The following is a 23153-nucleotide window of genomic DNA, read 5'->3' on the forward strand; positions in this document are numbered from 1 at the left end:
CGGACATCTGAACAATGCACATCAAGGAAGAAACGAAAGAGCGGCATACGCTCTCCGTCATCGTGGACAATGAACCGGGCATCCTCGCCCGGATCGCCGGCCTGTTTACCGCGCGCGGCTATAATATCGAGAGCCTGACGGTCACCGATATCAGCGAGGATGATCTGATCAGCCGGATCACGATCGTCACCTCCGCCTCGGCGGATGTGATGGATCAGATCATCGCGCAGCTCGAACGCCTGGTGCCTGTGCACAAGGTGGTCGATCTGACCGCGCTTGGTCCACATGTCGAACGTGAACTCGCACTGGTGAAAGTGGGCGGCACGGGGGATCACCGGATCGAGGCGCTGCGCCTGGCCGATGTCTATCGCGCCCGCGTGGTCGATGCGACCACGTCGAGCTTCATCTTCGAAGTCACCGGCGGCACCGAAAAGATCGACACCTTCGTTTCGCTGATGCGTGAGGTCGGCCTGATCGAGGTCGCCCGCACCGGCATCGTCGCCATTTCCCGCGGGAAAGAAGCGGCCTGAGAATTTAGTGTAACCACCCATTGTCATCCCCGCGAAGGCGGGGATCCCGCTTTCTAGATGCACGACGAAAAAGCGGGATTCCCGCGTTCGCGGGAATGACGAGCCAATAAAGGAAGATACCCAATGCGCGTTTATTATGACCGAGATGCCGATCCCAAGCTGATCGCATCCAAGAAGATCGCCATCGTTGGCTATGGCTCGCAAGGTCATGCCCATGCGCAGAATCTGCGCGACAGCGGCGTGGCCGATGTGGCTATCGCATTGCGCGAAGGTTCGGCCACCGCCAAGAAGGTGATCGACGCCGGCTTCGCAGTGAAGTCCAATGCAGAGGCAGCCGCCTGGGCCGATATCGTGATGTTCCTGGCCCCCGACGAACATCAGGCCGCGATCTATGCTGCCGACTATCACGAGAATATGAAGCAGGGTGCCACGCTGGCCTTCGCGCATGGCCTCAACGTCCATTTCGGCCTGATCGAGCCGCGCGAGGATCTCGACGTGATCATGATCGCGCCCAAGGGTCCGGGCCACACCGTCCGCTCCGAATATGTCCGCGGCGGCGGCGTCCCCTGCCTGATCGCGATCCATCAGGACAAGAGCGGCAATGCGCATGACATCGGCCTTGCCTATGCGTCGGGCGTCGGCGGCGGCCGCAGCGGCATCATCGAAACCAATTTCAAGGAAGAGTGCGAAACCGATCTGTTCGGTGAGCAGGCCGTCCTCTGCGGCGGCATCACCCACCTGATCCAGGCGGGCTTCGAGACGCTGGTGGAAGCCGGCTACGCCCCCGAAATGGCCTATTTTGAATGCCTGCACGAGACCAAGCTGATCGTCGACCTGCTCTATGAAGGCGGCATCGCCAACATGCGCTATTCCATCTCGAATACCGCCGAATATGGCGACATCGTCACGGGTCCGCGGATCATCACCGACGAGACCAAGAAGGAAATGAAGCGCGTGCTGGAAGATATCCAGTCCGGCCGCTTCGTGAAGAACTTCGTGCTCGACAACCGCGCCGGCCAGCCCGAGTTGAAGGCCTCGCGCAAGGCGGCCGCCGCGCATCCGATCGAAAAGGTCGGCAGCGAATTGCGGGCGATGATGCCATGGATCGGCAAGAACGCCCTGGTCGACAAGGCGAAGAACTGATCTCCCGCTTTCCCGATCACGAACAGCAATTGAGCGCGCTGCAGGCGGATGACCGTCTGCGCGCGCTCAAATCGCGTGACGGGCTGGATTTCGCCTCCAACGACTATCTTGGCCTCGCGGATTCGCCGGAATTGCGTGAGGCGCTGGTGGAGGGCGCGCAGCTTGGGTTGCCCGCGGGTTCGGGTGGTTCGCGGCTGTTGCGTGGCAATCATCCCGAGCATGAAGCGCTCGAAGCCGATGCGGCGCGCCATTATGGCAGCGAAGCCGCCTTGTTCTTTTCCACCGGTTTTGCCGCCAATGCCGCGCTTTTCGCTACCTTGCCGCAGCGCGGTGATCTGATCGTCCATGACGAACTGATCCATGCCAGCGCGCATGATGGGATGAAACTCGGTCGCGCTGAACGACGCCCCGCCAAGCATAATGATCCGGGCGCCTATGAGGATGTCATCCTCCACTGGCGGAAATCCGGTGGTCTGGGCCGCGTGTGGATCGCGGTCGAAAGTCTTTACAGCATGGACGGCGATCGCGCGCCGATCACCGCGCTCTCTGAAATCGCCGCGCGCCATGATGCCGTGCTGATCGTGGATGAAGCTCACGCTACTGGCGTGTTCGGCCCCGAAGGCCGCGGGTTGGCCGCCGGGATCGCGGGCGATGAGAATGTCATCACGCTGCACACCTGCGGCAAGGCGCTGGGCTGCGAGGGCGCGCTGCTCTGTGCACCCCGCGTGATCATCGATTTCCTGATCAATCGCGCGCGCCCCTTCATCTTCTCCACCGCCCCCTCCCCGCTGATGGCGCATCTCGTCCGCCGCGCGATCACCTTGACCACCGATCGCCCCGAACGGCGGATGCGGCTTGATGGGCTGGTCGCTCATGCGGAAGCCAAATTGCTCGACCGCCTGGGTGTGCATCCCACTGGATCGCAGATTATTCCGGTCATTCTCGGCGACAATGGCCGCACGATGGAAGTGGCCAGTGCGCTCCAGCACGCCGGGTTCGACGTGCGCGGCATCCGCCCGCCGACCGTGCCGATCGGCACCGCGCGCCTGCGCCTGTCGATCACGCTCAATGTCACCGCCGCCGATATCGATGCCCTGGTCGCCGCGATGGAAAAGGCGATGGCGCGCCTTCCGGCATGAGCAGGCGCTTCGTCATCACCGCGACGGATACCAACGTCGGCAAGACGATCTTCTCCGCCGCTTTGGTGCAGGCGCTCGGCGCCAGTTACTGGAAGCCGGTCCAGGCGGGGCTCGACGAAGAAACCGATACCGAAGTGGTGGCGCGATTAACCCGTCATCCTCGCGAACGCGGGGATCCCGCTTCTTCCTTTTCTTCCGGCGCCGAAGCAAAGCTGGATTCCCGCCTGCGCGGGAATAACAAAGAGGGTTGGATTCATTCAGAATCCTATCGTCTCACCCTCCCCGCCTCACCTCACCTTGCGGCCGAGTATGACGGGATTGCGATCGATCCGCTCACCCTCGATCCGCCAACCACGTCCGGCCCGCTGGTCATCGAAGGCGCGGGCGGCGCACTGGTCCCCGTCACGCGCGACACGCTGTTTGCGGATATCTTCGCGCGCTGGCAGATCCCGGTGATCGTTTGCGCACGCACCGGTCTCGGCACGATCAATCACACGCTGATGACAATCGAAGCTCTGAGACATCGCGACATTCCCATCCACGGCATCGCGTTCATCGGGGACGCCATGCCGGATAGCGAGGCGATCATCCCGGCCCTTTCCGGCATTCGCGCGCTGGGCCGTCTGCCGCGCCTCGATCCGCTGACATCTGCAGCACTCGCTACCGCCTTCGCTGTACATTTCGATCTGGGGGATTTCGCATGAGCGCAGTCTGGCATCCCTTCACCCAGCATGGCTTGCAAGAACCGATCCCGCGCATCGCGCGCGCGCAAGGGGCCGCGCTTTATGCCGAGGATGGCACGCGCTGGATCGACGCGATCTCATCCTGGTGGGTCACCACCCATGGCCACAACAACCCCCGCATCATGGCCGCGATCCGCGCGCAGACCGAAAAGCTCGATCAGTTGATCTTTGCGGGCTGGACGCATGAACCCGCCGAAACGCTGGCCGATGCGCTTGTGGAGATCACCCCCGAACCGCTCACCCGCGTGTTCTTTTCGGACAGCGGCTCGACCAGCGTCGAGGTCGCGCTGAAGATGGCGCTTGGCTATTGGGCCAATATCGGCGCGGCGCGCAGCCGCATCCTCGTGATGGAACATAGCTATCACGGCGATACCATTGGCGCGATGTCGGTGGGCGCACGCGGCGTGTTCAACAAGCCCTATGATCCCCTGCTGTTCGATGTCGGCACCATTCCCTTTCCGGCTGCGGGGCAGGAACAGGCCACGCTCGACGCGCTGGAAACCGCCTGCCGCGACCATCCTGCCGCGTTCATCGTCGAGCCGCTGATCCTGGGCGCAGGGGGGATGCTGATCTATCGCGCGGAAACCCTAACCGCGATGCGACACATCTGTGCGCGTTATGGCGTCCTGTTTATCGCTGACGAAGTGATGACCGGATGGGGCCGCACCGGCACGCGCTTCGCCTGCACACAGGCCGGCATCGCACCCGATCTCATGTGCCTGTCCAAGGGCCTGACCGGTGGTGCACTGCCCTTGGCCGTCACACTTGCCACCGAAGATATCTTCGCCGCGCACTATTCACAGGATCGCGCCAAGACCTTCTATCATTCGAGTTCCTACACCGCGAACCCGATCGCCTGCGCCGCCGCCAATGCCAATCTCGATATCTGGCGCGACGAACCCGTGCAGGACCGGATTGATGCGCTGGCCCACCACCAGTCACGCCAGCTCGCGCGCTTCGATGGCGACCCCCGCATCACTGGCCAGCGTCGGCTCGGCACGATCACCGCGATGGATATCGTGGTGCCGGACGGCGGCTATCTCTCCAATCTCGCACCGCGCCTTTCCGCGCATTTCCGGGAGCGCGGCGTGCTGCTGCGGCCGCTCGGCAACACGCTCTATGTGATGCCGCCTTATTGCATCGAAGACGCCGATCTGGTGCACGTCTATGACACCATATCCGATGGGCTCGATCGGGTGTGATGCGGGCGGCCAGAACATGTCAGGAAAGGGTTTGCACTGGACAGACGCGCCGTTTCGCGTCATGGCGCGCTCATGACTGCGCACCGCGCCCTTCTAATCCTTCGACTTACGCGCCCTTAGGCGCGACGATTTCGTGCGGCCCTGCGAGGCTGCATCGACCGCCTAAGGGCTGATCACCGAAACCGATACAACCCGCTCGCTCCGTCAGGGATGCGCGCGAAGCCGATGAGACTAGACCCATGTTACGCGATCCTTCCATAAAATACCGTCCCTTCCCTCAGGTCGATCTGCCCGATCGGCAATGGCCATCGCAGACGATCACCAAGGCACCACGCTGGCTCTCCACCGATATGCGCGATGGCAATCAGGCGCTGATCGATCCGATGGACAGCGAAAAGAAGCAGCGTTTCTTCGATCTGCTGCTCAAGGTGGGCGTGAAGGAGATCGAGGTCGGTTTCCCCAGCGCCGGCGCGACCGAATTCGATTTCATCTCGGGCCTCGTCCAGAATGGCAAGATCCCCGATGACGTGATCGTCCAGGTGCTCACCCAGTCCCGCCGCGATCTGATCGAAACCAGCTTCCAGAGCCTGAAGGGCGCAAAGCAGGCGATCGTGCATCTCTACAATGCGGTGTCCCCGGCATGGCGGCGGATCGTCTTCAACATGAGCCAGACCGAGGTGAAGGACATCGCCATCACCGGCGCGAAGATCCTGCGCGACGAAGCCGCAAAACAGCCCGATACGGACTGGCATTTCGAATATTCGCCCGAAACCTTCTCCACCGCCGAACTCGATTTCTCGCTGGAAGTCTGCAGCGCGGTGATGGATGTGCTCAAGCCCACGCCAGGCAAGCCGATCATCTTCAATCTGCCCGCTACGGTGGAGGCGGCCACGCCCAATATCTACGCCGATCAGATCGAATATTTCGGGCGCAACATCCCCAATCGCGACAGCGTGGTGATCAGCCTGCACACGCATAATGACCGCGGCACCGGCGTCGCGGCGACCGAACTCGGCCTGCTCGCGGGCGGCGATCGCGTCGAGGGCTGCCTGTTCGGCAATGGCGAGCGCACGGGCAATGTCGATCTGGTGACGGTCGCGCTCAACATGTATACGCACGGGCTGGATCCAAAGCTGGACTTTTCCGATATCGACGAGGTCATCAAGACGGTCGAATATTGCAACGCCCTGCCCGTCCATCCGCGCCATCCTTATGCCGGCGAACTGGTGTTCACCGCCTTTTCCGGCTCGCATCAGGATGCGATCAAAAAGGGTTTCGCGGCACAGGAACAGCGCAACGATCAATATTGGGACGTGCCCTATCTGCCGATCGACCCCAAGGATCTGGGTCGCGATTATGAAGCGGTGATCCGCGTCAATTCGCAATCCGGCAAGGGTGGCGTGGCCTGGGTGCTTGAGCAGGACAAGGGTCTGAAACTGCCCAAGAGGATGCAGGCCGATTTCAGCCGCGTCGTGCAGGCGCTGGCCGACGAGACCAGCCGCGAACTCAACGCCGCGGACATCTGGGGTGCCTTCGGCCAGCATTATCATCTGGCCGACGATCGCCCCTATGAACTGGTCGATTATGATGAAGCCCGCGGCCAGGTCGGCGGCGAGCGCGTGTTCGCCGGCCGCATCCGCCTGAATGGCGAGGAACGCTCGGTCAGCGGCCGGGGCAACGGCCTCATCTCCAGCGTGATCGCCGCGCTGCGCGACGAGACCGGGCTTGAGCTGGAAGTGCTGGATTATCAGGAACACGCGATCGGCCACGGCGCCGATGCGCAGGCGGCCGCCTATGTCGAGTGCAGGACGGCCGATGGCCGCACCGTGTTCGGTATCGGTATGGATGAGGATGTGGCGACGGCATCTGTTCGTGCCGTGCTGAGTGCCGCCAACGGGGCGTAACGCTTTAGATTTTCTTTTATCCAAATAGTCAATAACATCAAAATTCCTATGCTATGTAAATAACGTTGGGGAGGTGCTTTGGTATGGTAACGCGAGTTGTCCTAGCAATAATTGGTATCATGCTGACTTCCTGCAGTTCTGAAAACCCTCCCACTAACGTCGTCGTTGATTCCAATGAAAAGACAGCAGAGATGCTGCCTGTGCAGGATCAACATAATTATATCGAGCGTGAAAAATACACTTACTTTTACGCGACTGCCATTTCCGAAGAGGATCGGAAGCAGGGTAAGGTCGTAGGAAAAATTCTTGCTTTTCAATATCTCGGGTTGAGGAACGGCACGCACAATTTAGCAAGTCTCGACGATCAGGGTCGTCGTCTATATACATCCGAATGTTCCGTCCCATGCCGCGTAATCAAAAACAACGCTGGTGGTCGAATTGATCGAACACCATATGAACCTGATTCTGTTATCGGGTCCGCTTTTGAGGACGCAATCAATGGCCGATTAGAGGTTTGGAAAAACGATATTCAAAATCAACTCAAAAACAAAAATCGATATGTGCAATTGCTACCGCAGAGTTTACCGGTAGCTTTTCTAGGCGAATGGAACACAAATCTCCAAGATTGCGGAACTGGCCGGAATGAATCCCGCCTCGTTATAGCGCCTGATAAGCTGCAGTTCTACGAGAGCGACGCGAACGTAAAAAGCATTAAAATCCATAGTTCACGCTCTATTACCATAGAGGCTTCGTTTTCAGGCGAGGGTGAGCTATGGAACGATACATTTGAGATGGTTCTTTCCCGATCAGGAGATGATCTGACCATCGAAGACAATACCAGGCACAAATGCAATTAGCTTAATTTTGGCCGTTCCCTATTCTCATGTTTGCAAACCTACACCGCCACCGCAATGAGTTAGTCGCTCACTTCCGCCCGAACAGCTTTTCGATATCCCCATGCGCCAGCTTCACCCAGGTCGGCCGCCCGTGATTGCATTGGCCGGAATGCGGTGTCACTTCCATTTCCCGCAGCAATGCGTTCATTTCCGCCACCGACAGCACCCGCCCTGCCCGCACGGATCCGTGACAGGCCATCGTCGCGGCGACATGATCCAGACGCTCTTTCAAGGACAAGGCTTCGTCATAAGCCGCGAGTTCATCGGCGAGATCGGTGATCAGCCCCCTGGTGTCGCCGGCCCCTAACAAAGCCGGCGTCGCGCGAACCAGCATGGCGGCGGGGCCGAACCGTTCCAGTTCAAGCCCCAGTTCGGCCAGTTCCACGATCCGCGCCTCGAGCCGGTCGCAGGCGCTCTCGTCCAGTTCGACCACTTCGGGCAGCAGCAACGCCTGGGATTTGACTGTGCCGCCCTCCACCGCGCGCTTCATCCGCTCCAGCACGAGCCGTTCGTGCGCCGCGTGCTGATCGACGATCACCAGCCCGTCCTCGGCCTCGGCCACGATATAGGTCTTGGCCACCTGCCCGCGCGCGACGCCCAGCGGATAGCTGATCGTTTCCGGCGGCGGGGTCCAGGCGGGTTCGGCGCGGCCCATCGGGGCTGGCGGGGTGATAAAGCTGGCGCGGCGATCCCACACCTGATGCTGCACGGGGGCAGCGGGCTGATGCGGTGTCGGCATACCGAAATCCAGCGGCTCGCTTTGCCATTTGCCAAGCGCGCCTAAGGACGGCCGCTGCGCGCTGCGATGCCCGGCCTCGTCCAGCGCCCGGCGCAGGCCGCTCACGATCATCCCGCGGATCAGCGCGGAATCGCGAAAACGCACCTCGGTCTTGGCAGGATGCACATTCACATCCACCGCATCGGCGGGCACTTCGAGAAACAGCGCCACCACCGGATGCCGGTCCCGCGCCAGCACATCGGCATAGGCGCCGCGCACCGCACCGACCAGCAATCGATCCTTCACCGGGCGGCCGTTCACGAAGAGATATTGGTGATCCGCAACCCCGCGGTTGAATGTCGGCAAGCCGGCGACCCCGCCCAACCGCACGCCCTCACGCTCGAAATCAATGCCTACACTATTGTCGATCAGCGCCCTGTCGGTCAGCGCGGCCACGCGATCGGGGCGGCTCTGATCGCCCTGCACCGAGAGCGCCTTGCGCCCCTCATGTTCCAGCGAGAAGGCGATATCGGGCCGCGCCATCGCGAGTCTTTTGACCACATCCACGCAGGCCGCATATTCCGAGCGCGCGGATTTCAGGAATTTGCGCCGCGCCGGCACTTTCTCGAACAATTGTTCGACTTTGATCCGCGTGCCAGGCGGCAAGGCAGCCGGCCCCTCACCCTCAAGCCTGCCATTGTCCACGATGCGCGACCAGCCATCCGCGCCGCGCACCCGGCTTTCCAGCGTGAATCGGGACACGCTGGCGATCGAGGGCAGCGCTTCGCCCCTGAAACCGAGCGTCGAAACCGCCTCGATCGCATCATCTGGCAGCTTGGATGTGGCATGACGCTCCAGCGCCAGTGCCATTTCGTCGCGTTCCATGCCGCATCCATCGTCGCTCACTTCGATCAGGTCGATCCCCCCGCTCTCGATCCGGATGGTGATTCGCGTGGCCCCCGCGTCGATTGCGTTCTCGACAAGCTCTTTCAGGGCGCTTGAGGGCCGTTCGACCACTTCCCCTGCGGCGATACGATTGACGAGATGTTCGGGCAGACGGCGTATTGACATGGGAGCCGGTCTAGCCCAATCGACGGCATCCCGCGACCCGGCGTTTACGAAATATCTGGTGCCCACAGATGGTCTGCGAGCGCCGCGGCGGAAGATATTGACAGGATCGCACTCCCATGCGGTCCGCAGGAGCAGGTCTGGACCGGACGGAATGTCGTTTTTTTCTCGTTTGAACTTCTTCAAGATGATGTCGCATGACATGGCGATCGATCTCGGCACTGCCAATACGGTGGTTTATTTGCGAGGGCGCGGCATTGTTCTTAACGAACCTTCGGTCGTCGCGATCGAAACCATCAATGGCGTGAAGCGCGTCAAGGCCGTCGGTGACGACGCCAAGATGATGATGGGCAAGACCCCCGGCAGCATCGAGGCTATCCGTCCCTTGCGCGATGGCGTGATCGCGGACATCGACGTGGCCGAGCAGATGATCAAGCATTTCATCCATAAGGTCCACGGTCAGCGTCGTTTCCCTTCCTGGCCCGAGATCGTGATCTGCGTGCCCTCGGGTTCCACCTCGGTCGAGCGCCGCGCCATCCGTGACGCCGCTTCGAATGCCGGCGCATCGCAAGTGTGGCTGATCGAAGAGCCGATGGCCGCCGCGATCGGTGCCGACATGCCCGTGACCGAACCCATTGGCTCGATGGTCGTCGATATCGGCGGCGGCACCACCGAAGTTGCCGTATTGTCGCTGCGCGGTGTGGCTTATTCCACATCGGTGCGCGTCGGCGGGGACAAGATGGACGAGGCGATCGTCTCCTATGTTCGCCGCAACCACAATCTGCTGATTGGCGAAGGCACGGCAGAGCGGATCAAGAAGGAAGTGGGCGTGGCCAAGGTGCCGCTGGATGGCATCGGCAAGACGATCCACATCAAGGGCCGCGATCTCGTCAACGGCGTGCCCAAGGAAATCACCATCAACCAGGGCCAGATCGCAGAAGCGCTGTCCGAACCCGTTGGCACCATCGTCGAGGGCGTGCGTATCGCGCTGGAAAACACCGCGCCTGAACTGGCAGCGGATATCGTGGACCAGGGCATCGTGCTCACCGGCGGCGGCGCGCTGCTGCAGGGGATAGACGAGGTTCTGCGCGACGAGACCGGCCTGCCGGTCACGGTGGCGGACGATCCGTTGACCTGCGTCGCTCTGGGGACGGGCCGCGCGCTGGAAGATCCTGTCTTCCGCGGCGTGCTGCTCACCGCCTGATCCGGAGCCGGCATCATGGCGCCGCCCAAAAACCGGCGCCCCGGTTTTTCCCGTAAGGCGCAATATGGTCTCTTCGCGAGCTATGTGATCGCCGTCGCCGGTGCATTGGTGGGGCTTTTGCTGCTCGTCACCGCATGGGTCGATCCAGCGGGCCATAATGCGATCCGCAGCCTGCTCTCGGATATCACGTCGCCGGTGTCGCGCGTGCTGACCACCGTGGTGCGCGGAACGGGATCGGGCGGCGACTCGATCGCCGAATATTTCCGTGCCGGTTCCAAGAATGCTGAACTCCGCGCCGAACTCGACACCGCCCGTCGCCGCCTGACCGCAGCGCGCGCCACTGAATATGAGAATAAGCGCCTCAAGAGACTGCTGGCCATCCGGGAAGGCGATCCGGCCGCGATCGTCACCGCGCGACTTGTCAGCTCCTCGGCGACCAGCACGCGGCGGTTCGCCATACTCGACGCCGGCGCGTCGAGCGGCGTCGCCAACGGCCAGCCGGTGCGCGGACCGGATGGGCTTGTCGGCCGCGTCGTGGAGACCGGCCGGATTACCGCGCGCGTGCTGCTGATCACCGATACCGGCAATGTCGTCCCCGTGATCCGGATCAGCGACGGACTGCCCGCCATCGTCACCGGCAATGGCGAAGGCACGGTGGAAATTCGCGCGCTCACATCGGGTGCCAACGTGCTGCGCATCGGCGACGTGTTCGTCACATCGGGCACGGGCGGCGTCTATCCGCCCCAGATTCCGGTCGCGATCGCCACCACGACCTCGGGCGACGCCGCGGTCGGGCGTGTTCTCGCCGATCCCTCGCGCCTGGATTATGCGATCGTCCAGCCCATCTTCCAGCCGCTCGCCGCCGCGCCGCCCGCCGCGGTCGAGGGCGCGCCGGAATGAACCCGCGCATTCGTTCGGAGCGCGAATTGCAAGCCGCGCGGATGCGCGGTCAGATCCTGCCCGTCGTCACCACATTGGCGGGATCGCTCGCCGTGCTGCTGCCCTTCATCGCTGAATCCCCCTCGCTGCCGCCTTTCGGCTTCATGATGCTCCTTTCCTGGCGACTGCTGCGTCCCGAATTATGGCCGGTGTGGATCGGCCTGCCGCTTGGCCTGTTCGATGATCTCGTCTCCGGTCAGCCGATCGGCAGCGCGATGATGCTGTGGACGCTCGCGCTGCTCGTGCTCGATCTGATCGATCAGCGGCTGGTGTGGCGCGATTACTGGCAGGACTGGCTCATGGCCGCAGCCTTGATTATAGCAGTGCTCCTGGGGGGGCTGATCACCGCCAATGGGGCGGGCGGCGAAGGACATGTGTTGCTGATCGTGCCGCAAATTCTGGTATCCATCCTGATCTTCCCTGTCGTCGCGCGGGTCTGCGCGCTGCTGGATCGCTGGCGACTCTCGTGAAAAGACGTCAGACCCGGATCATCTCCGAAGCGTCCCAATCGATCACGTTCAGCCGCCGCGCGCTCTTTCTCGGCGGGGCGCAGGCGGCGTTGGGTGTCGTGCTGGCCACGCGCATGGGCTGGCTCTCGATCGCGCAGAACGAGCATTATGAGTTGCTCGCCGAAAGCAACCGTCTCAATCTCACGCTGATCCCGCCCCGCCGCGGCTGGATCGTCGATCGCTACAACAAGCCGATCGCCATCAACCGCACCGATTTCCGTGTCGATCTGATCCCCGATCGCGTGGCCGACGGTCCCGGCGCGGTCAATGCGTTGGGCGATCTGCTCGGGCTTGATGATGATGAGCGCAAGCGCATCCTCGATGAACTGGATGATGCCGCAGGGTTTCAGCCCGTCCAGGTGGCCGAAGGGCTGACCTATGATCAATATGCCGCGATCAGCGTGCGCCTGTCCGATATGCCCGGCATCGCGCCGGCGCGCGGATTTTCCCGCTTCTACCCCGATGGCGCTGCGGTCGCGCATCTCGTCGGTTATGTCGGCGCAGCATCGGCCAAAGATTATGAAAAAAAGCGCGATCCGCTGCTGATCACGCCGGGCTTCAAGATCGGCAAGGATGGCATCGAAAAGATGCTCGATGGCCCCATGCGCGGCAAGCCCGGCGCGCGGCGCACCGAGGTGACCGCGCGCGGCAAGCTGGTGCGCGAACTCTCCAGCGTGGCCGACGTTGCCGGGCGCACCATTCCGCTCACGGTAGATGCGGGGCTTCAGGCCTTCGCCGCACGCCGCCTGGGCGATCAATCAGGCTCGGCGGTGGTGATCGATTGCCTGACCGGCGGCATTCTCGCGCTGGCCTCAATGCCGGCTTATGATCCGAACAGCTTTTCGGACGGCATCAGCCATGATGAATGGGATATGCTCTCGGGCAATGATCATATCCCGTTGCTCAACAAGTCCCTGCAAGGCCTTTACCCGCCGGGATCCACGTTCAAGCCCGTAACCTCGCTGGCCTTGCAAAAGGCCGGGATCGATCCGGAGGAGATCGTTTATTGCAACGGGGGTTATCAGCTCGGCAATCGACGCTTCGCCTGTCTCGGGCGTCATGGCCCGATGAACATGTACCGCGCGCTTGCGAAAAGCTGTAACACCTATTTCTACACGCAGGGCCGCAAGACGGGCATTCAGGGCATTGCAGACATGGCCCGCCTTCTCGGCATGGGGGCCGATTACCCGCTGCCCATGCCCTCCCAGAAATATGGGACGGTTCCCGATCCCGCATGGAAACAGAAACGCTACAAGCAGGAATGGAGCCAGTCCGACACGCTCAACACGGCGATCGGCCAGGGCTATCTCCAGGTCAGTCCGCTGCAACTGGCGCTGATGGCGGCGCGGGTCGCATCGGGCCGGGCGCTCACGCCCAAGCTGCTGCGCCGGAACAATGAAAAGCCCGACCCCCTGCTGGATATCCCCGCGGAGCATTTCGCCGCCGTCCGCCGCGGGATGGATGAAGTGGTCAATGAAGGCGGGACCGCGGGGCGCAGCCGTCTGCAACTCGATGGCATCCGCATGGCGGGCAAGACCGGTACGGCGCAGGTGCGCAAGATCGCCGGATCCTCGCGCGGCGGGTCGAATGTTCCGTGGAAATATCGCGATCACGCGCTGTTCGTCGGTTTCGCGCCCGTGGACAATCCGCGTTACGCCATCGCCGTGGTGATCGAGCATGGCCTGCATGGTTCCAGCGCGGCAGCGCCGGTCGGCAGCGATTGCTTCCTCTATCTCTTCGATCCAGCCAAGGCGATGGAGAAGCTCGCAGGGCTCGAAGCCGGATGGGGCGGCGACATCAACACGCGCATGGCGGCAGCCCGCGTGGGCTATAAGGCAGCCAAGGCGGGCGTGTTGCCGCCTGCACCCCAAGCCCCGGCGGCTTCCAATGCCGCCGCACCCGCCGCCCCGCGGCCAGCCCCCACCCAGAATGCGACCGAACCGGAGCCGCCCGAATGAGCGGTCCTTCCATGATCCCCGCCCCGCTCGCGCAGCTCCCGTGGAAACTGCTCTTCCTGGTGATGGCGATCGGCGGCTTTGGCCTGGTGGTGCTCTATTCGGCCGCAGGCGGGCATCTGAAGCCTTGGGCGATGTCGCAGGGCATCAAATTCATGGTTTTCATCGTGATGGCGCTCGTCATCGCACGCATTCCCGAGCAGATATGGAAAGCGGCGGCGTTTCCGCTCTACGGGGGGATCCTGATCCTGCTGCTGCTCGTCGAAATGCTCGGCTTCGTGGGCGGGGGAAGCCAGCGGTGGCTCGATCTCGGCATTATCCGGCTGCAGCCGTCCGAATTGATGAAGCTCGCCATCGTCCTCGCCGTCGCGCGCTTCTACGATATCCTGCCCGCCGGGCAGATCCGGAGCTGGATCGCGATCTGGCCCGCCGCATTGCTGATCGGAATCCCTGCCCTGCTCGTGATGGTGCAGCCCGATCTCGGCACCGCGCTGATGATCATCGCAGGCGGGCTGACCGTGATGTTCCTCGCCGGCCTGCCCTTGCGACTCTTCGTCGGCGGCGTCGCCGCGCTGGCGATCATCGCGCCCCTCGCCTTCTTCTTCGGGCTGCATGATTATCAGCGCAATCGCGTGCTGATCTTCATGGATCCCGAAAGCGATCCGCTCGGCGCGGGCTATCACATCAGCCAGTCCAAGATCGCGATCGGCTCCGGCGGCATTTTCGGCAAGGGCTTCCTGAACGGCACGCAGAGCCATCTGGATTATCTGCCCGAAGGCCACACCGATTTCGTCTTCGCCACCATGGCGGAGGAATGGGGGCTGGCCGGCGGCGTGCTGCTGATCACCGCGTTCATCCTGGTCGTCCGCTGGGGACTGCGCGTCGGCCAGCGCGCCAACAGCCGCTTCGCGCGCCTCGCCGCCTGCGGCCTCGCCACCACGATCTTCTTCTATGTCGCGATCAATCTGATGATGGTGATGGGCCTCGCCCCCGTCGTCGGCATCCCGCTCCCGCTATTCAGTTTCGGCGGGTCGGCGATGATGACGGTGATGATCTGCATCGGCATTCTGATGGGCATAGAGCGCAGCAATCGAGGCCGCAGCCGATTCGATTGATTTCCTGTTTGCACTCCGGCGAATCCCATGGTAGCGGGCACGCCTCTTGAACGGACGGCTCTCCAAACCGCTCCGATCGCAAGACGGATGGACGCATAGCTCAGTTGGTAGAGCAGCTGACTCTTAATCAGCGGGTCCTTGGTTCGAGCCCAAGTGCGTCCACCAAAAACTTCAATAAAATCAATGCTCTACATTAGGAGCGAAGTTCAAAAATTTTCATCTTGAGATTTTTCATCGCTGTGGGCCACGCTGTGGGCCACAAAACTATATAATATGAAATGTCGTGTTCAATCGTCCGTATCGACGCGAGTGATCAACTAGAGAGCAATTGGTCCACTCGACGGGGCAGATCACCCTCCCTCACAAAGCGGCGGTGACAGGGAAGCTCAATTTGCAGGGGGATTAGCCCAGCCACACCTTTTCTGATGAACAAGCGCGGGTCGTCGCCAATCTCGACCAAGCTTATCAAGTCAGGATTGAGAGCGATCGTGCGATCAGTTACTGGGAGAGCAAAGCATTACGACGCCGCAACGATAACGGAATCTTCATCCGAAAACTTTGTCGATCCCTGCCAAGCGTGCGGTGATCTCATTGAGGGAAGCACTAACCGCAAGCTCCTCGGCATGCCGTGGCCAGTCGGCGATACTCGCACGGACGGCGTCAATCATCTGTGAGACCGCAACTTCCGAAAACCCGTGACGCTTGGCGAGGCGCAACACATGATCGCGTGTCGGAGTCCGCCCCTCTCCTGCCACTGCCAGATAATGCTCCCCGCCCGGACCGCTGGAGTAAGTCAAGTCATAGGCCGGCGCGAGCCGCCATTCGCTATCCGCATCGAGCAGGAAACTGTGTTGACGTGTGTGATCGTCCCGGTTGCATGCCAGGATGTTGAATAGCATGCGCCGGAACGCCTGCTCGAGGTCGCCGGCATGGCGGGTGATGCCATGCACTGCGCGAAGGAAGCCGTCATAATCGATACTCGGCATGTGCGAGGGTGCTTCGATCGCGCCGGCAAGGGAGACCATGTGGAGACGGCGCGCCGGCACAGGTCTGTCAAAACGGCGCGTGGCAAAATAGCCTGAACCTTCCTTAGCCGGCAGCACGCGTGAAGTTGCCATGGTTATACCAGCGGCGCGTGCCATTCGGGCATAGGCTTCCTCGACCGGGCCGATGTCCACTGGATCGGCCAGCGCACGGAATTTCACGATCCAGCTTTCGAAACTACCGCCAGACTCGTCTTCCGCGAGGCAGACCTTACCGTCCGGTGAAAAGCCGATGTGAACCTTGGGTCGCGCACCGCCCGACGCTCCCGCCAGAGTTGCGAGCGTGTCAGCGAGGCTTGCCTCCTCGCCCAACAGGATCGAATGCGACTGCGCGGCCAACTCGTCTAGATCGAGCGTCTGCACATCCTCGTTCGGCGTGGTGGCCGGGGCATAGACGAGCGCCCCACGCCCCCGGTGACCAACGAGAGCAAGGCGATCAACCCCGTTCAGATCGTCCCAGCGGAACCCAAGCTTGGCCAGTCGCCGCTTCATCACGAGAGCGCCCCAACCCTCCGGCAAGCTGTCGGCGAGAAAGCCGTGCAAACCATCGAAATCGTTCGACCGCGCTTCCAGCAATCCCCGCTCGACTGGGTAGAGCGCGGGGGCGATCGGCATTCCGCTTGCAATGATTTCAGATGACCATTCAAGTTGCGCGCGCGTCCGGGCCATCGCCAGCCGACCAACTGGCTGAACATTATCGGATTCGTCGAGCCACATTCCAACCTTCAGCGGCGAGCCTGGGGCAAGCTTCATTGTCATACGCGCCGGGGAGCCCGCGCCCGACGTTTGATCATGTCTCGCTCTGTAGCCTGTTGGCGTTCGAGTAAGGCATCCATGCTGCTTGCCGAAGGTTCGGGGAACAGAGTTTTCAGGCCCTCTTCGCATCGCAGAGCAATTGCGGCACGAACCAGATCGTCTATCGACGCTTTGCCCTCGGCTTCAAGTCGCCTCCAAGTACGGTAGGATATACCAGACCGTTCCGCGACTTCCGCTTGCGTCCAGCCCAATATGAGCCGCCGCGATCGAATGCGGGCGCCAATGGCTTGCGCAAGTTCAAAAGGAGTTTCAAACACTGTCCGTATATGGACGATTATGTCATATGTGTCAATTCTATCGTTCTTATGAGGACATTTAGATAAATCGCTAGTGGAAGCTCGATGCCCGGAATGCCGCGGAGAACATTATCCCATTCAACAGCATATTGAAACGAGATGGACTTCAACATGACCTTGAGCGCCATCCTAGACAATGACGACCGTCCAACATTGTTGAAGGGCTTCGCCGCGGTTATTCAACGTCTCATTTTCGGGGTGCATGTGCCGCCGTTAGCAATCGCCGCAGTTCCCAGCATTCAGTCTGATGCTCGGAAACGTTCAATCCACGCTGTGATTTGGGATTCGTACCATCCCGAACAATTTTCGCTGATTTTCAACGGCTTCGGAAAGCGTCCGCGACGGATGTTCCTGTAGAGGGTCGCTCTGCTGAAACCAACCCGGTCGAGAACTACGGCGATACGCAATATTCTTTCGGGAGGCGCATTCATAATGTGGCTCCTTTGCTCTGATCGGCGATCACTTTCGAATGCTTGTTACGACGGATTTTTACAAATTCACGGTCGCTTTCGAGAAAAAGAGAAAGCATAGCCGGAATCAGCTCAGCGACGGCTTCCTGACGTCCGTAGGTTGTCGCATAGAGCTCCGCATAATCCGTGAGCGCATCATTCAGATCCGGCGGAATTGACAGCGTCACCTTTACCGGCGTGCGTTCTGGCAGCCGTGGAAGTTTCAATTGTCCCATGCAGGCTTCCTATCCATTCCAGGGTTTCAGGATCAGGTCGCGATGCACCATAAGACGCGCGGGCGCGCCGGGTCGGATGGTGATCGTCGGCTGGATATTGAGATTGCGCGACGTGATCTGCTCGCCCGCCCGAGACACATCACTCTGCGACGAAAGCCGAATAGCTTGCACCAGATCGCTGTCCCCAGAAAACACGAGATCCGAGCCCACACCCAGCAATGTGGACAAAGCGATGCCCTTGAGCAGCGTCCAGGTATGAAAATCCACCTTGTCTGCCAAGCCTGAATAACCCGAAGGGTCGGTGGCCGGGGCGTTGTCGATCGCCAACGAACTCCCATCGGGCAGGATCAACCGCTGCCAAACCAGCAGCGCCCGCTTCTGGCCGAATGCCACCACACTGTCATAGCTGCCAATCAGGCGGGCGCCCTGCGGAATCAGGAGATACCGTCCGGTTGCACTGTCATAGACCTGTTCGGTCACCTGGGCCGTCACAATGCCCGGAAGATCCGACCTGAGGCCGGTAATCAAGCTCGCCGAGATGATCGACCCGGCGGAAAGCGTGTAGGGCGAGATCAGTGGCGTCAGCGCGTGCGGATTAATTGCCCCCTTCCCGTTCGCCGTCGCCGCAAAATCGGCCTTGCGCTGCTGGGCATTGGGATCCCGCTCGGGATCGAGTGCTACGGTGGATGCTATGGACGCTTGCCCAGCAGGCCGATTGGATTCACCATCCGGGTCGCGGCCCACATCTCCCGGCTGGCGTGATCCGAACATGAGACCGGATTCGCGTGCAGATTTCTGGTCGGAAAGGCGGTTGTCGGGCTGGGCTGGCACATGCTGACCGCCGCCGACTGCGCCGTCGCCCGGCATTTCGGTCGCCATCTCACGCTGGTGCGCGAGGATCGGCCGCCCCAGGTCGCCGGGAAGTGGCGGCCCCAGCTGGGGAATCTGGTCATAGCCGGAAGGCAGCGCATTGACCGTATCCGATGACGAGGCCGCGGGCTCCGCGCGAGGCTCTCCCTGACGGGCCGCCATGAACGATGCCGGTTTCAGTGACATCCATGCCACGCCGACCAGGCTGACCGATGCGAAAGCGGCGATACCGACCACCATGCCGCGCTTGAAACGGATGGCACGTGCCGGGCTCGCGCGCAGCACCAGCGTTTCGGGATCGAGCTTTTCTGGCATCCCAGGCACGGGATCGGGCTGCTGGGTGCCGCTCATCGTGCTTTCCGATTCAATGTAACGGCCCCGGCATCGAGCCGGGTGATTCGCACGACCTGTTGATCCTTCAGACCGAGCCGCAACTCAGCGGCGTCGAAAATGCGATCGACGATGTAATGACGGCCGTTCATCCGATAATTGACGAGTTGCGCCTGCCCCTTGCCGTCCACAATGAACAGCGGCGGCGCTTCAACGGTGGTCACTTCTCTTGCAAATTCGATGAAAATCTGCCGGCCATCGTCAAAGGCGCGTAAGGGCCGCCATGACGGCCTGTCGCCGGAAATCGCGTAATTGAAGCGGAGGCTAGCAATATCGAGACCCGCAGCCACCGGTTTCGCGGCCTCGGCTTCTGCTGCCGCGCGCTTCAGCGCGATCAGCGCGTCGTGCGGATAGGTCCAGGACAGCGAGGCCGTGGCTGCGCCCGCGGTGCTGATCAACGACAGATGATAGGTCCGCCGATCGGTGGTGACCACGAGATTGGTCCTGAGGCCCGGTGCGAAAGGCTTGATCAGGATGTGCGTGCGCTTGCCCGCCCCTGCCCCACTGCTGGTGTCGCCGATCACCCAGCGGACCGTATCACCGCTGGCGACCGCCCCCAGAATCTCCCCGGGCTGCAATGCGATGTCGGTCACACGCTCTGGCGCGGCATAGACCTGGTAGATCGCACCCTCGCTGAACGGATAGACCTGGGCTGCATTGATATAGGCGTGCGCTGCCGGCACGACCGTGGCAGCGCGATTGGCCATGGCGATGCCAGCAACCGGTGAGCTGGGTCGCGGTCGCGCGGGTTTTCGCGCCAATCTCCGAACCGGTTTCACGTGCGGCGCGGATTTGACTGCAACCGTCCTCACGGCGGCCGAACTTTCCCTGGCAATTGCAGGTTTATGGGGCGGCGGCCCATCGGCGGCGATCAGCGCCAAAGCCGATATGCACATCAGCGGCATGGAAAGACGACGGGTCATGGCTTGATCTCCTGGGACTGAGGCATTGGGGGTGGAACAGCATCGGAAACTGGATCGAGCGGCTCCTGAATGAGCGCTGGCGATGAGGATGCTGGCATCGGGCGCTTCGCCACCACCGGCGCTTCGAGCTCCCGGCTCCAGTCGATGGCATCGACATAGAGGCCGAGCGGATTTTTCCTGAGCGTGTCAGCCGAGGCCGGCGGCCGAATCGCGACCGTGACCATGGCCGTCCATCGAGACACGCCCGCCTCGCTCCCATTGTCATAGGCCGTCTCGCGCCATTTGACCTGAAACGAGCGTTCCGAGGCCCGCACCACGCTCGTGACCTGAACCGACACCGCCTTCTGGCCCACATTGGCAAATGGATTGGCGGCACGGGCATATTCCCCGATGAACTGCGCGCCACGCTTCGTGGCAAAGTCATAGGCTGACAGCCAGTCCTCACGCATCAAGATTGGATCGAGCGATATGGATCGTACATTCCTGATAAATTTCGCCAGATGCCAGGCGATCTGGGGATCACTGGGTGTGAATGCCGCTTCTGCCTCGGTGACCGCCCGCGCTTCACCAAACCGATCGACCTCGACCACATAGGGGATGACCCGGCTTTGCAGCGACTGCCAGATCAGCGCCATCGACATAGTGGTCGACACGAGCAGGCCGCCAAAAGCCATGTATCGCCAGTTCCTGGCCTGGACGCGAGCCGAGCCGATCCGCTCGTCCCAGAGCTGGCCAGCGCGTTGATAGGGCGTTTCAGGTTGGGGAGATTGTCCGTAACGCTGGACCGCGCGTTTGAAGATCATGGGCTTAATCATCCTTTTCCTTGATGTCGGGGGTTGCCGACGCCCCGCCGCGATCGCCTTCCTTCAGGCTCTGCAGCGCGGCGTGACGGTGATGGCGGGCGGTCTGCTTGCCGTGGAGCGCCTGCGCCCATGCGGGGGCCTCGCTGCCTGACGGCACGCCGGATCCCGTCGACGCAGGCGCGGCGTCGGTCTTCGCCATCGCATTCCAGGCGGCAGTGCGTCCGGATTCGACCGCTTCGCCAAATCCGAGCGCGCTGGATGCCTTCTGCCGCATCGCACCGCCCGCAGCCTGCGCCACGCCGCCGAGACCGGCGGCGACGGACGGCGAGGCAGCGGTCTCATTGCCCAAGCGGTAAGCGGTCGAAGCCGCCGAACCCATCGACGTCCCTGCCCTGACCGCCGCTAGCGCGCCGCCCCCTGCGGCGCGTGCAGTTCCGGCGGCCGCCATGCCGCCGACCGCAGCAATGCCGGCGGCACCGACCGTCGTGCCGAGCGCCGCGCCGGCGCCGAGTTGCGGTGCACCGGCGACGAGGCCGGAGGCGATACCGGGTGCGAAAATGCCGAGACCGAATAGCGAAAGCGCTGCAAGCACAAGGCTCATGGCCTGGCCAATATCGGGCTCCTGCCCCTGCAAAGCGCTGACGAACTGGGCAAAGAAATTGGAGCCGATGCCGACGATAACCGCGAGCACCATCACCTTGATGCCGGACGAGACCACATTGCCGAGCACGCGCTCGGCCAGGAAACTGGTCCGGTTCCACAAAGCAAACGGCACGAGGATGAACCCTGCCAGCGTAGTCAGCTTGAACTCGATGATCGTCACGAACATCTGCACGGCGAGAATGAAGAAGGCGATGATGACGAGCGCCCAGGCAAACAGCAGGACGACGATCGTCAGGAAATTGTCGAAGAAGCTGGTAAACCCCATCATCTCGGAGGCCTGTTCCAGCAGCGGCCATCCCGCCTCGAACCCGATGCCGGCCAGGCGCCCGGGTTTGAGCAGATCGTCCGCCGACAGCGCGCCACCGCCCGCGGTCAGGCCTGCAGCGGCAAAGGACTTAAAGATGATGTCGGCAAGCGTGGAGAAGCTGTTCAAAATGAACGCGAACGCACCGATGTAGAGGATCTTCTTGAGAAACCTCCCGATGACGTCCTGTTCACCACCCATCGCCCAGAACAGGCCAGCCAGCGTGATGTCGATGCCAATCAGCGTCGTGGTCAGGAAGCCGACGTCCGGCCCGAGCAGGCCGAACCCGCTGTCGATGTAGGTGATGAACGCCTGCATGAAGGCATCGATGACGTTGAGATCATTCATAGGGTCATGTTCCGATGGATGAAGGATGTCGCGGAGCCCCGGCGGTGCTTGGGGGACGACAGAGCTCCGCGACGAGACAGCGCACCGGCCGGGGAAGGACGGGACCGGCGCTGTCTCAACTCAATCCGGGGTGTAGGCCTTGCCGGATCCCAGAAACTGCTTCGTGGCGGTGCGCGCTTCGGCCTCGGCCTGGACACGCCGCGCCTGCTCGATCGCTTCCGCGCGATATTGGGCGGCCATCAGGCTCTGGATCTGAAATTGCTGCTTGGCGGTGAGCGCGAGCAATTGATTGGTGGCCTGTTGCGCCTGCAAGCCGCCTTCAGCGCCTTGGCTTTTGGCAACGATGGCTGCGAGCGCAGTCGCATCTTCGCGCACATTGCCGACGACCTGTGCTTGTACGGTCATGGTCTGGCGGAAGGCCGCCATCGCAGTGTCGAGGCGCGACCGTGCCCCCATCACGCGCTGATCACTGCGCAGCGCCTGTTCGAAATTGGTGCGGAAGAGTGTGCGGAACTGATCGTCGACCCGGTCGATATCGAAATCCACGCCCTGCGCCTGCCGCATCAGCCGATCGATCTGCTGGAGCTTTTGCGTGAGTTGCTGAAGTTCGGGAAAATCGATCTTCGTCAGATTCTTGGCCATGCCGGTCAGCATCGCCGCTTCATTCTGGAGCGACTGCATCTGCTGATTGATCTGCTGGAGCGTGCGCGCCGCTGTCAGCACATTCTGGGCATAGTTGCTGGGATCGAACACCACGATGGCGTGCACCGGCGTGACCGGGACCGTCAGCGCCATGACGAGCGCGCCAGTCGATGCCAGCGCCAGCGCACCGGACACGAGATATTTGCGAAGTGTGTTGATTGCCGCTGAGAAGTGACCCGGGGAAGCCAGTAATTTCCACTGAGAAGTGACCCATGTTTGAACCCGTCCCTGGCTTTGATGAGCGG

General features: G+C 61.8%; 23 protein-coding genes and 1 tRNA gene. 14 read left to right on the forward strand and 10 right to left on the reverse strand.

The features are described 5' to 3' along the window. Window positions 1–14: 14 nt before the first annotated feature. The 7 genes from ilvN (at window position 15) to FHS49_RS17365 (ending at window position 7518) form a co-directional block, all read left to right on the forward strand. Window positions 15–530 (forward strand): acetolactate synthase small subunit, encoded by a 516-nt coding sequence (gene ilvN, locus FHS49_RS17335; RefSeq protein WP_184021041.1) that lies wholly within the window; start codon window positions 15–17, stop codon window positions 528–530. A gap of 123 nt (window positions 531–653) precedes the next feature. Next, window positions 654–1673 (forward strand): ketol-acid reductoisomerase, encoded by a 1020-nt coding sequence (gene ilvC, locus FHS49_RS17340; RefSeq protein WP_184021044.1) that lies wholly within the window; start codon window positions 654–656, stop codon window positions 1671–1673. Next, window positions 1631–2812 (forward strand): 8-amino-7-oxononanoate synthase, encoded by a 1182-nt coding sequence (locus FHS49_RS17345; protein WP_184021047.1) that lies wholly within the window; start codon window positions 1631–1633, stop codon window positions 2810–2812. The genes ilvC and FHS49_RS17345 overlap by 43 nt, the downstream gene beginning before the upstream one ends. Then, window positions 2809–3516 carry an ATP-dependent dethiobiotin synthetase BioD gene (bioD, locus tag FHS49_RS17350; RefSeq protein ID WP_184021050.1) on the forward strand — a complete coding sequence of 236 codons (708 nt, stop codon included), beginning with the start codon at window positions 2809–2811 and terminating at the stop codon, window positions 3514–3516. The genes FHS49_RS17345 and bioD overlap by 4 nt, the downstream gene beginning before the upstream one ends. After that, on the forward strand, window positions 3513–4757 hold the full coding sequence (locus FHS49_RS17355; protein WP_184021055.1) for an adenosylmethionine--8-amino-7-oxononanoate transaminase: 1245 nt from the start codon (window positions 3513–3515) through the stop codon (window positions 4755–4757). The genes bioD and FHS49_RS17355 overlap by 4 nt, the downstream gene beginning before the upstream one ends. 239 nt (window positions 4758–4996) lie before the next feature. Beyond that, window positions 4997–6661 (forward strand): 2-isopropylmalate synthase, encoded by a 1665-nt coding sequence (gene leuA / locus FHS49_RS17360; protein WP_184021058.1) that lies wholly within the window; start codon window positions 4997–4999, stop codon window positions 6659–6661. A 119-nt stretch (window positions 6662–6780) separates the two neighbouring features. After that, window positions 6781–7518 (forward strand): hypothetical protein, encoded by a 738-nt coding sequence (locus tag FHS49_RS17365; protein ID WP_184021061.1) that lies wholly within the window; start codon window positions 6781–6783, stop codon window positions 7516–7518. 67 nt (window positions 7519–7585) lie between these two features. On the opposite strand, the gene mutL is transcribed toward FHS49_RS17365, so the two are convergent. Further along, complete coding sequence (gene mutL, locus FHS49_RS17370) at window positions 7586–9346, reverse strand: DNA mismatch repair endonuclease MutL (protein ID WP_184021064.1); 1761 nt, start codon at window positions 9344–9346, stop codon at window positions 7586–7588. A 151-nt stretch (window positions 9347–9497) separates the two neighbouring features. Between mutL and FHS49_RS17375 the strand changes: the two genes are divergently transcribed. The 6 genes from FHS49_RS17375 to FHS49_RS17400 all read left to right on the forward strand — a co-directional run bounded on the left by FHS49_RS17375 (window position 9498) and on the right by FHS49_RS17400 (window position 15230). Beyond that, a complete protein-coding gene (locus FHS49_RS17375) occupies window positions 9498–10547 on the forward strand; it encodes a rod shape-determining protein (protein ID WP_184021066.1) in 1050 nt (349 codons plus the stop codon). Between the two features lie 15 nt (window positions 10548–10562). Beyond that, window positions 10563–11447 carry a rod shape-determining protein MreC gene (locus FHS49_RS17380; protein ID WP_184021069.1) on the forward strand — a complete coding sequence of 295 codons (885 nt, stop codon included), beginning with the start codon at window positions 10563–10565 and terminating at the stop codon, window positions 11445–11447. Then, window positions 11444–11956, forward strand: coding sequence for a rod shape-determining protein MreD (gene mreD, locus FHS49_RS17385; protein ID WP_184021072.1), 513 nt, complete (start codon window positions 11444–11446; stop codon window positions 11954–11956). Before FHS49_RS17380 ends, mreD begins: the two co-directional genes overlap by 4 nt. Further along, window positions 11953–13953, forward strand: coding sequence for a penicillin-binding protein 2 (mrdA, locus tag FHS49_RS17390; protein WP_343053016.1), 2001 nt, complete (start codon window positions 11953–11955; stop codon window positions 13951–13953). Before mreD ends, mrdA begins: the two co-directional genes overlap by 4 nt. Further along, window positions 13950–15065 carry a rod shape-determining protein RodA gene (gene rodA, locus FHS49_RS17395; RefSeq protein WP_184021075.1) on the forward strand — a complete coding sequence of 372 codons (1116 nt, stop codon included), beginning with the start codon at window positions 13950–13952 and terminating at the stop codon, window positions 15063–15065. The genes mrdA and rodA overlap by 4 nt, the downstream gene beginning before the upstream one ends. Before the next feature lie 89 nt (window positions 15066–15154). Further along, window positions 15155–15230, forward strand: a tRNA-Lys gene (locus FHS49_RS17400). Between the two features lie 380 nt (window positions 15231–15610). Here FHS49_RS17400 and FHS49_RS17405 read toward each other — a convergent pair. The 6 genes from FHS49_RS17405 to trbG all read right to left on the reverse strand — a co-directional run bounded on the left by FHS49_RS17405 (window position 15611) and on the right by trbG (window position 19977). Continuing rightward, window positions 15611–16825, reverse strand: a complete 1215-nt coding sequence (locus FHS49_RS17405; RefSeq protein ID WP_246350900.1) for a type II toxin-antitoxin system HipA family toxin — start codon at window positions 16823–16825, stop codon at window positions 15611–15613. A 38-nt stretch (window positions 16826–16863) separates the two neighbouring features. Further along, a complete protein-coding gene (locus tag FHS49_RS17410; protein WP_184021081.1) occupies window positions 16864–17181 on the reverse strand; it encodes a helix-turn-helix domain-containing protein in 318 nt (105 codons plus the stop codon). 278 nt (window positions 17182–17459) lie between these two features. After that, window positions 17460–17651, reverse strand: a complete 192-nt coding sequence (locus FHS49_RS17415; protein WP_184021083.1) for a helix-turn-helix transcriptional regulator — start codon at window positions 17649–17651, stop codon at window positions 17460–17462. Continuing rightward, complete coding sequence (locus FHS49_RS17420; protein WP_184021086.1) at window positions 17648–17905, reverse strand: DUF2274 domain-containing protein; 258 nt, start codon at window positions 17903–17905, stop codon at window positions 17648–17650. The genes FHS49_RS17415 and FHS49_RS17420 overlap by 4 nt, the downstream gene beginning before the upstream one ends. A gap of 9 nt (window positions 17906–17914) precedes the next feature. Then, on the reverse strand, window positions 17915–19126 hold the full coding sequence (locus FHS49_RS17425; protein WP_184021089.1) for a TraB/TrbI/VirB10 family type IV secretion system protein: 1212 nt from the start codon (window positions 19124–19126) through the stop codon (window positions 17915–17917). Then, on the reverse strand, window positions 19123–19977 hold the full coding sequence (gene trbG / locus FHS49_RS17430; RefSeq protein ID WP_343053017.1) for a P-type conjugative transfer protein TrbG: 855 nt from the start codon (window positions 19975–19977) through the stop codon (window positions 19123–19125). Before trbG ends, FHS49_RS17425 begins: the two co-directional genes overlap by 4 nt. On the opposite strand from trbG, the gene FHS49_RS19715 reads away from it, so the two are divergent. Further along, complete coding sequence (locus tag FHS49_RS19715; RefSeq protein ID WP_246350978.1) at window positions 19871–20095, forward strand: hypothetical protein; 225 nt, start codon at window positions 19871–19873, stop codon at window positions 20093–20095. The genes trbG and FHS49_RS19715 overlap by 107 nt on opposite strands. On the opposite strand, the gene trbF is transcribed toward FHS49_RS19715, so the two are convergent. The 3 genes from trbF to trbJ all read right to left on the reverse strand — a co-directional run bounded on the left by trbF (window position 20085) and on the right by trbJ (window position 23001). Continuing rightward, window positions 20085–20891: a conjugal transfer protein TrbF gene (trbF, locus tag FHS49_RS17435; RefSeq protein WP_184021096.1), complete on the reverse strand. Its 807-nt coding sequence runs from the start codon at window positions 20889–20891 to the stop codon at window positions 20085–20087. The two genes, FHS49_RS19715 and trbF, sit on opposite strands and share 11 nt — an antisense overlap. Before the next feature lie 4 nt (window positions 20892–20895). Continuing rightward, window positions 20896–22206 carry a P-type conjugative transfer protein TrbL gene (gene trbL, locus FHS49_RS17440; protein WP_184021099.1) on the reverse strand — a complete coding sequence of 437 codons (1311 nt, stop codon included), beginning with the start codon at window positions 22204–22206 and terminating at the stop codon, window positions 20896–20898. Between the two features lie 120 nt (window positions 22207–22326). After that, window positions 22327–23001, reverse strand: coding sequence for a P-type conjugative transfer protein TrbJ (gene trbJ / locus FHS49_RS17445; RefSeq protein WP_184021297.1), 675 nt, complete (start codon window positions 22999–23001; stop codon window positions 22327–22329). Window positions 23002–23153: the final 152 nt, after the last annotated feature.

It is taken from the genome of Sphingobium boeckii (assembly GCF_014199215.1).
GTDB lineage: Bacteria > Pseudomonadota > Alphaproteobacteria > Sphingomonadales > Sphingomonadaceae > Sphingobium_A > Sphingobium_A boeckii.

Coding starts and splice junctions, on each gene's coding strand:
- FHS49_RS17365 (WP_184021061.1), top strand. CDS start 6,781: ATGCTGACTTCCTGCAGTTCTGAAAACCCTCCCACTAACGTCGTCGTT.
- leuA (WP_184021058.1), top strand. CDS start 4,997: ATGTTACGCGATCCTTCCATAAAATACCGTCCCTTCCCTCAGGTCGAT.
- FHS49_RS19715 (WP_246350978.1), top strand. CDS start 19,871: ATGGCGATGCCAGCAACCGGTGAGCTGGGTCGCGGTCGCGCGGGTTTT.
- bioD (WP_184021050.1), top strand. CDS start 2,809: ATGAGCAGGCGCTTCGTCATCACCGCGACGGATACCAACGTCGGCAAG.
- FHS49_RS17415 (WP_184021083.1), bottom strand. CDS start 17,651: ATGAATGCGCCTCCCGAAAGAATATTGCGTATCGCCGTAGTTCTCGAC.
- FHS49_RS17355 (WP_184021055.1), top strand. CDS start 3,513: ATGAGCGCAGTCTGGCATCCCTTCACCCAGCATGGCTTGCAAGAACCG.
- FHS49_RS17420 (WP_184021086.1), bottom strand. CDS start 17,905: ATGGGACAATTGAAACTTCCACGGCTGCCAGAACGCACGCCGGTAAAG.
- ilvN (WP_184021041.1), top strand. CDS start 15: ATGCACATCAAGGAAGAAACGAAAGAGCGGCATACGCTCTCCGTCATC.
- trbJ (WP_184021297.1), bottom strand. CDS start 23,001: ATGGCGCTGACGGTCCCGGTCACGCCGGTGCACGCCATCGTGGTGTTC.
- trbL (WP_184021099.1), bottom strand. CDS start 22,206: ATGAATGATCTCAACGTCATCGATGCCTTCATGCAGGCGTTCATCACC.
- FHS49_RS17380 (WP_184021069.1), top strand. CDS start 10,563: ATGGCGCCGCCCAAAAACCGGCGCCCCGGTTTTTCCCGTAAGGCGCAA.
- FHS49_RS17405 (WP_246350900.1), bottom strand. CDS start 16,825: ATGTGGCTCGACGAATCCGATAATGTTCAGCCAGTTGGTCGGCTGGCG.
- FHS49_RS17375 (WP_184021066.1), top strand. CDS start 9,498: ATGTCGTTTTTTTCTCGTTTGAACTTCTTCAAGATGATGTCGCATGAC.
- trbF (WP_184021096.1), bottom strand. CDS start 20,891: ATGATCTTCAAACGCGCGGTCCAGCGTTACGGACAATCTCCCCAACCT.
- mreD (WP_184021072.1), top strand. CDS start 11,444: ATGAACCCGCGCATTCGTTCGGAGCGCGAATTGCAAGCCGCGCGGATG.
- ilvC (WP_184021044.1), top strand. CDS start 654: ATGCGCGTTTATTATGACCGAGATGCCGATCCCAAGCTGATCGCATCC.
- mutL (WP_184021064.1), bottom strand. CDS start 9,346: ATGTCAATACGCCGTCTGCCCGAACATCTCGTCAATCGTATCGCCGCA.
- FHS49_RS17345 (WP_184021047.1), top strand. CDS start 1,631: ATGGATCGGCAAGAACGCCCTGGTCGACAAGGCGAAGAACTGATCTCC.
- rodA (WP_184021075.1), top strand. CDS start 13,950: ATGAGCGGTCCTTCCATGATCCCCGCCCCGCTCGCGCAGCTCCCGTGG.
- FHS49_RS17425 (WP_184021089.1), bottom strand. CDS start 19,126: ATGAGCGGCACCCAGCAGCCCGATCCCGTGCCTGGGATGCCAGAAAAG.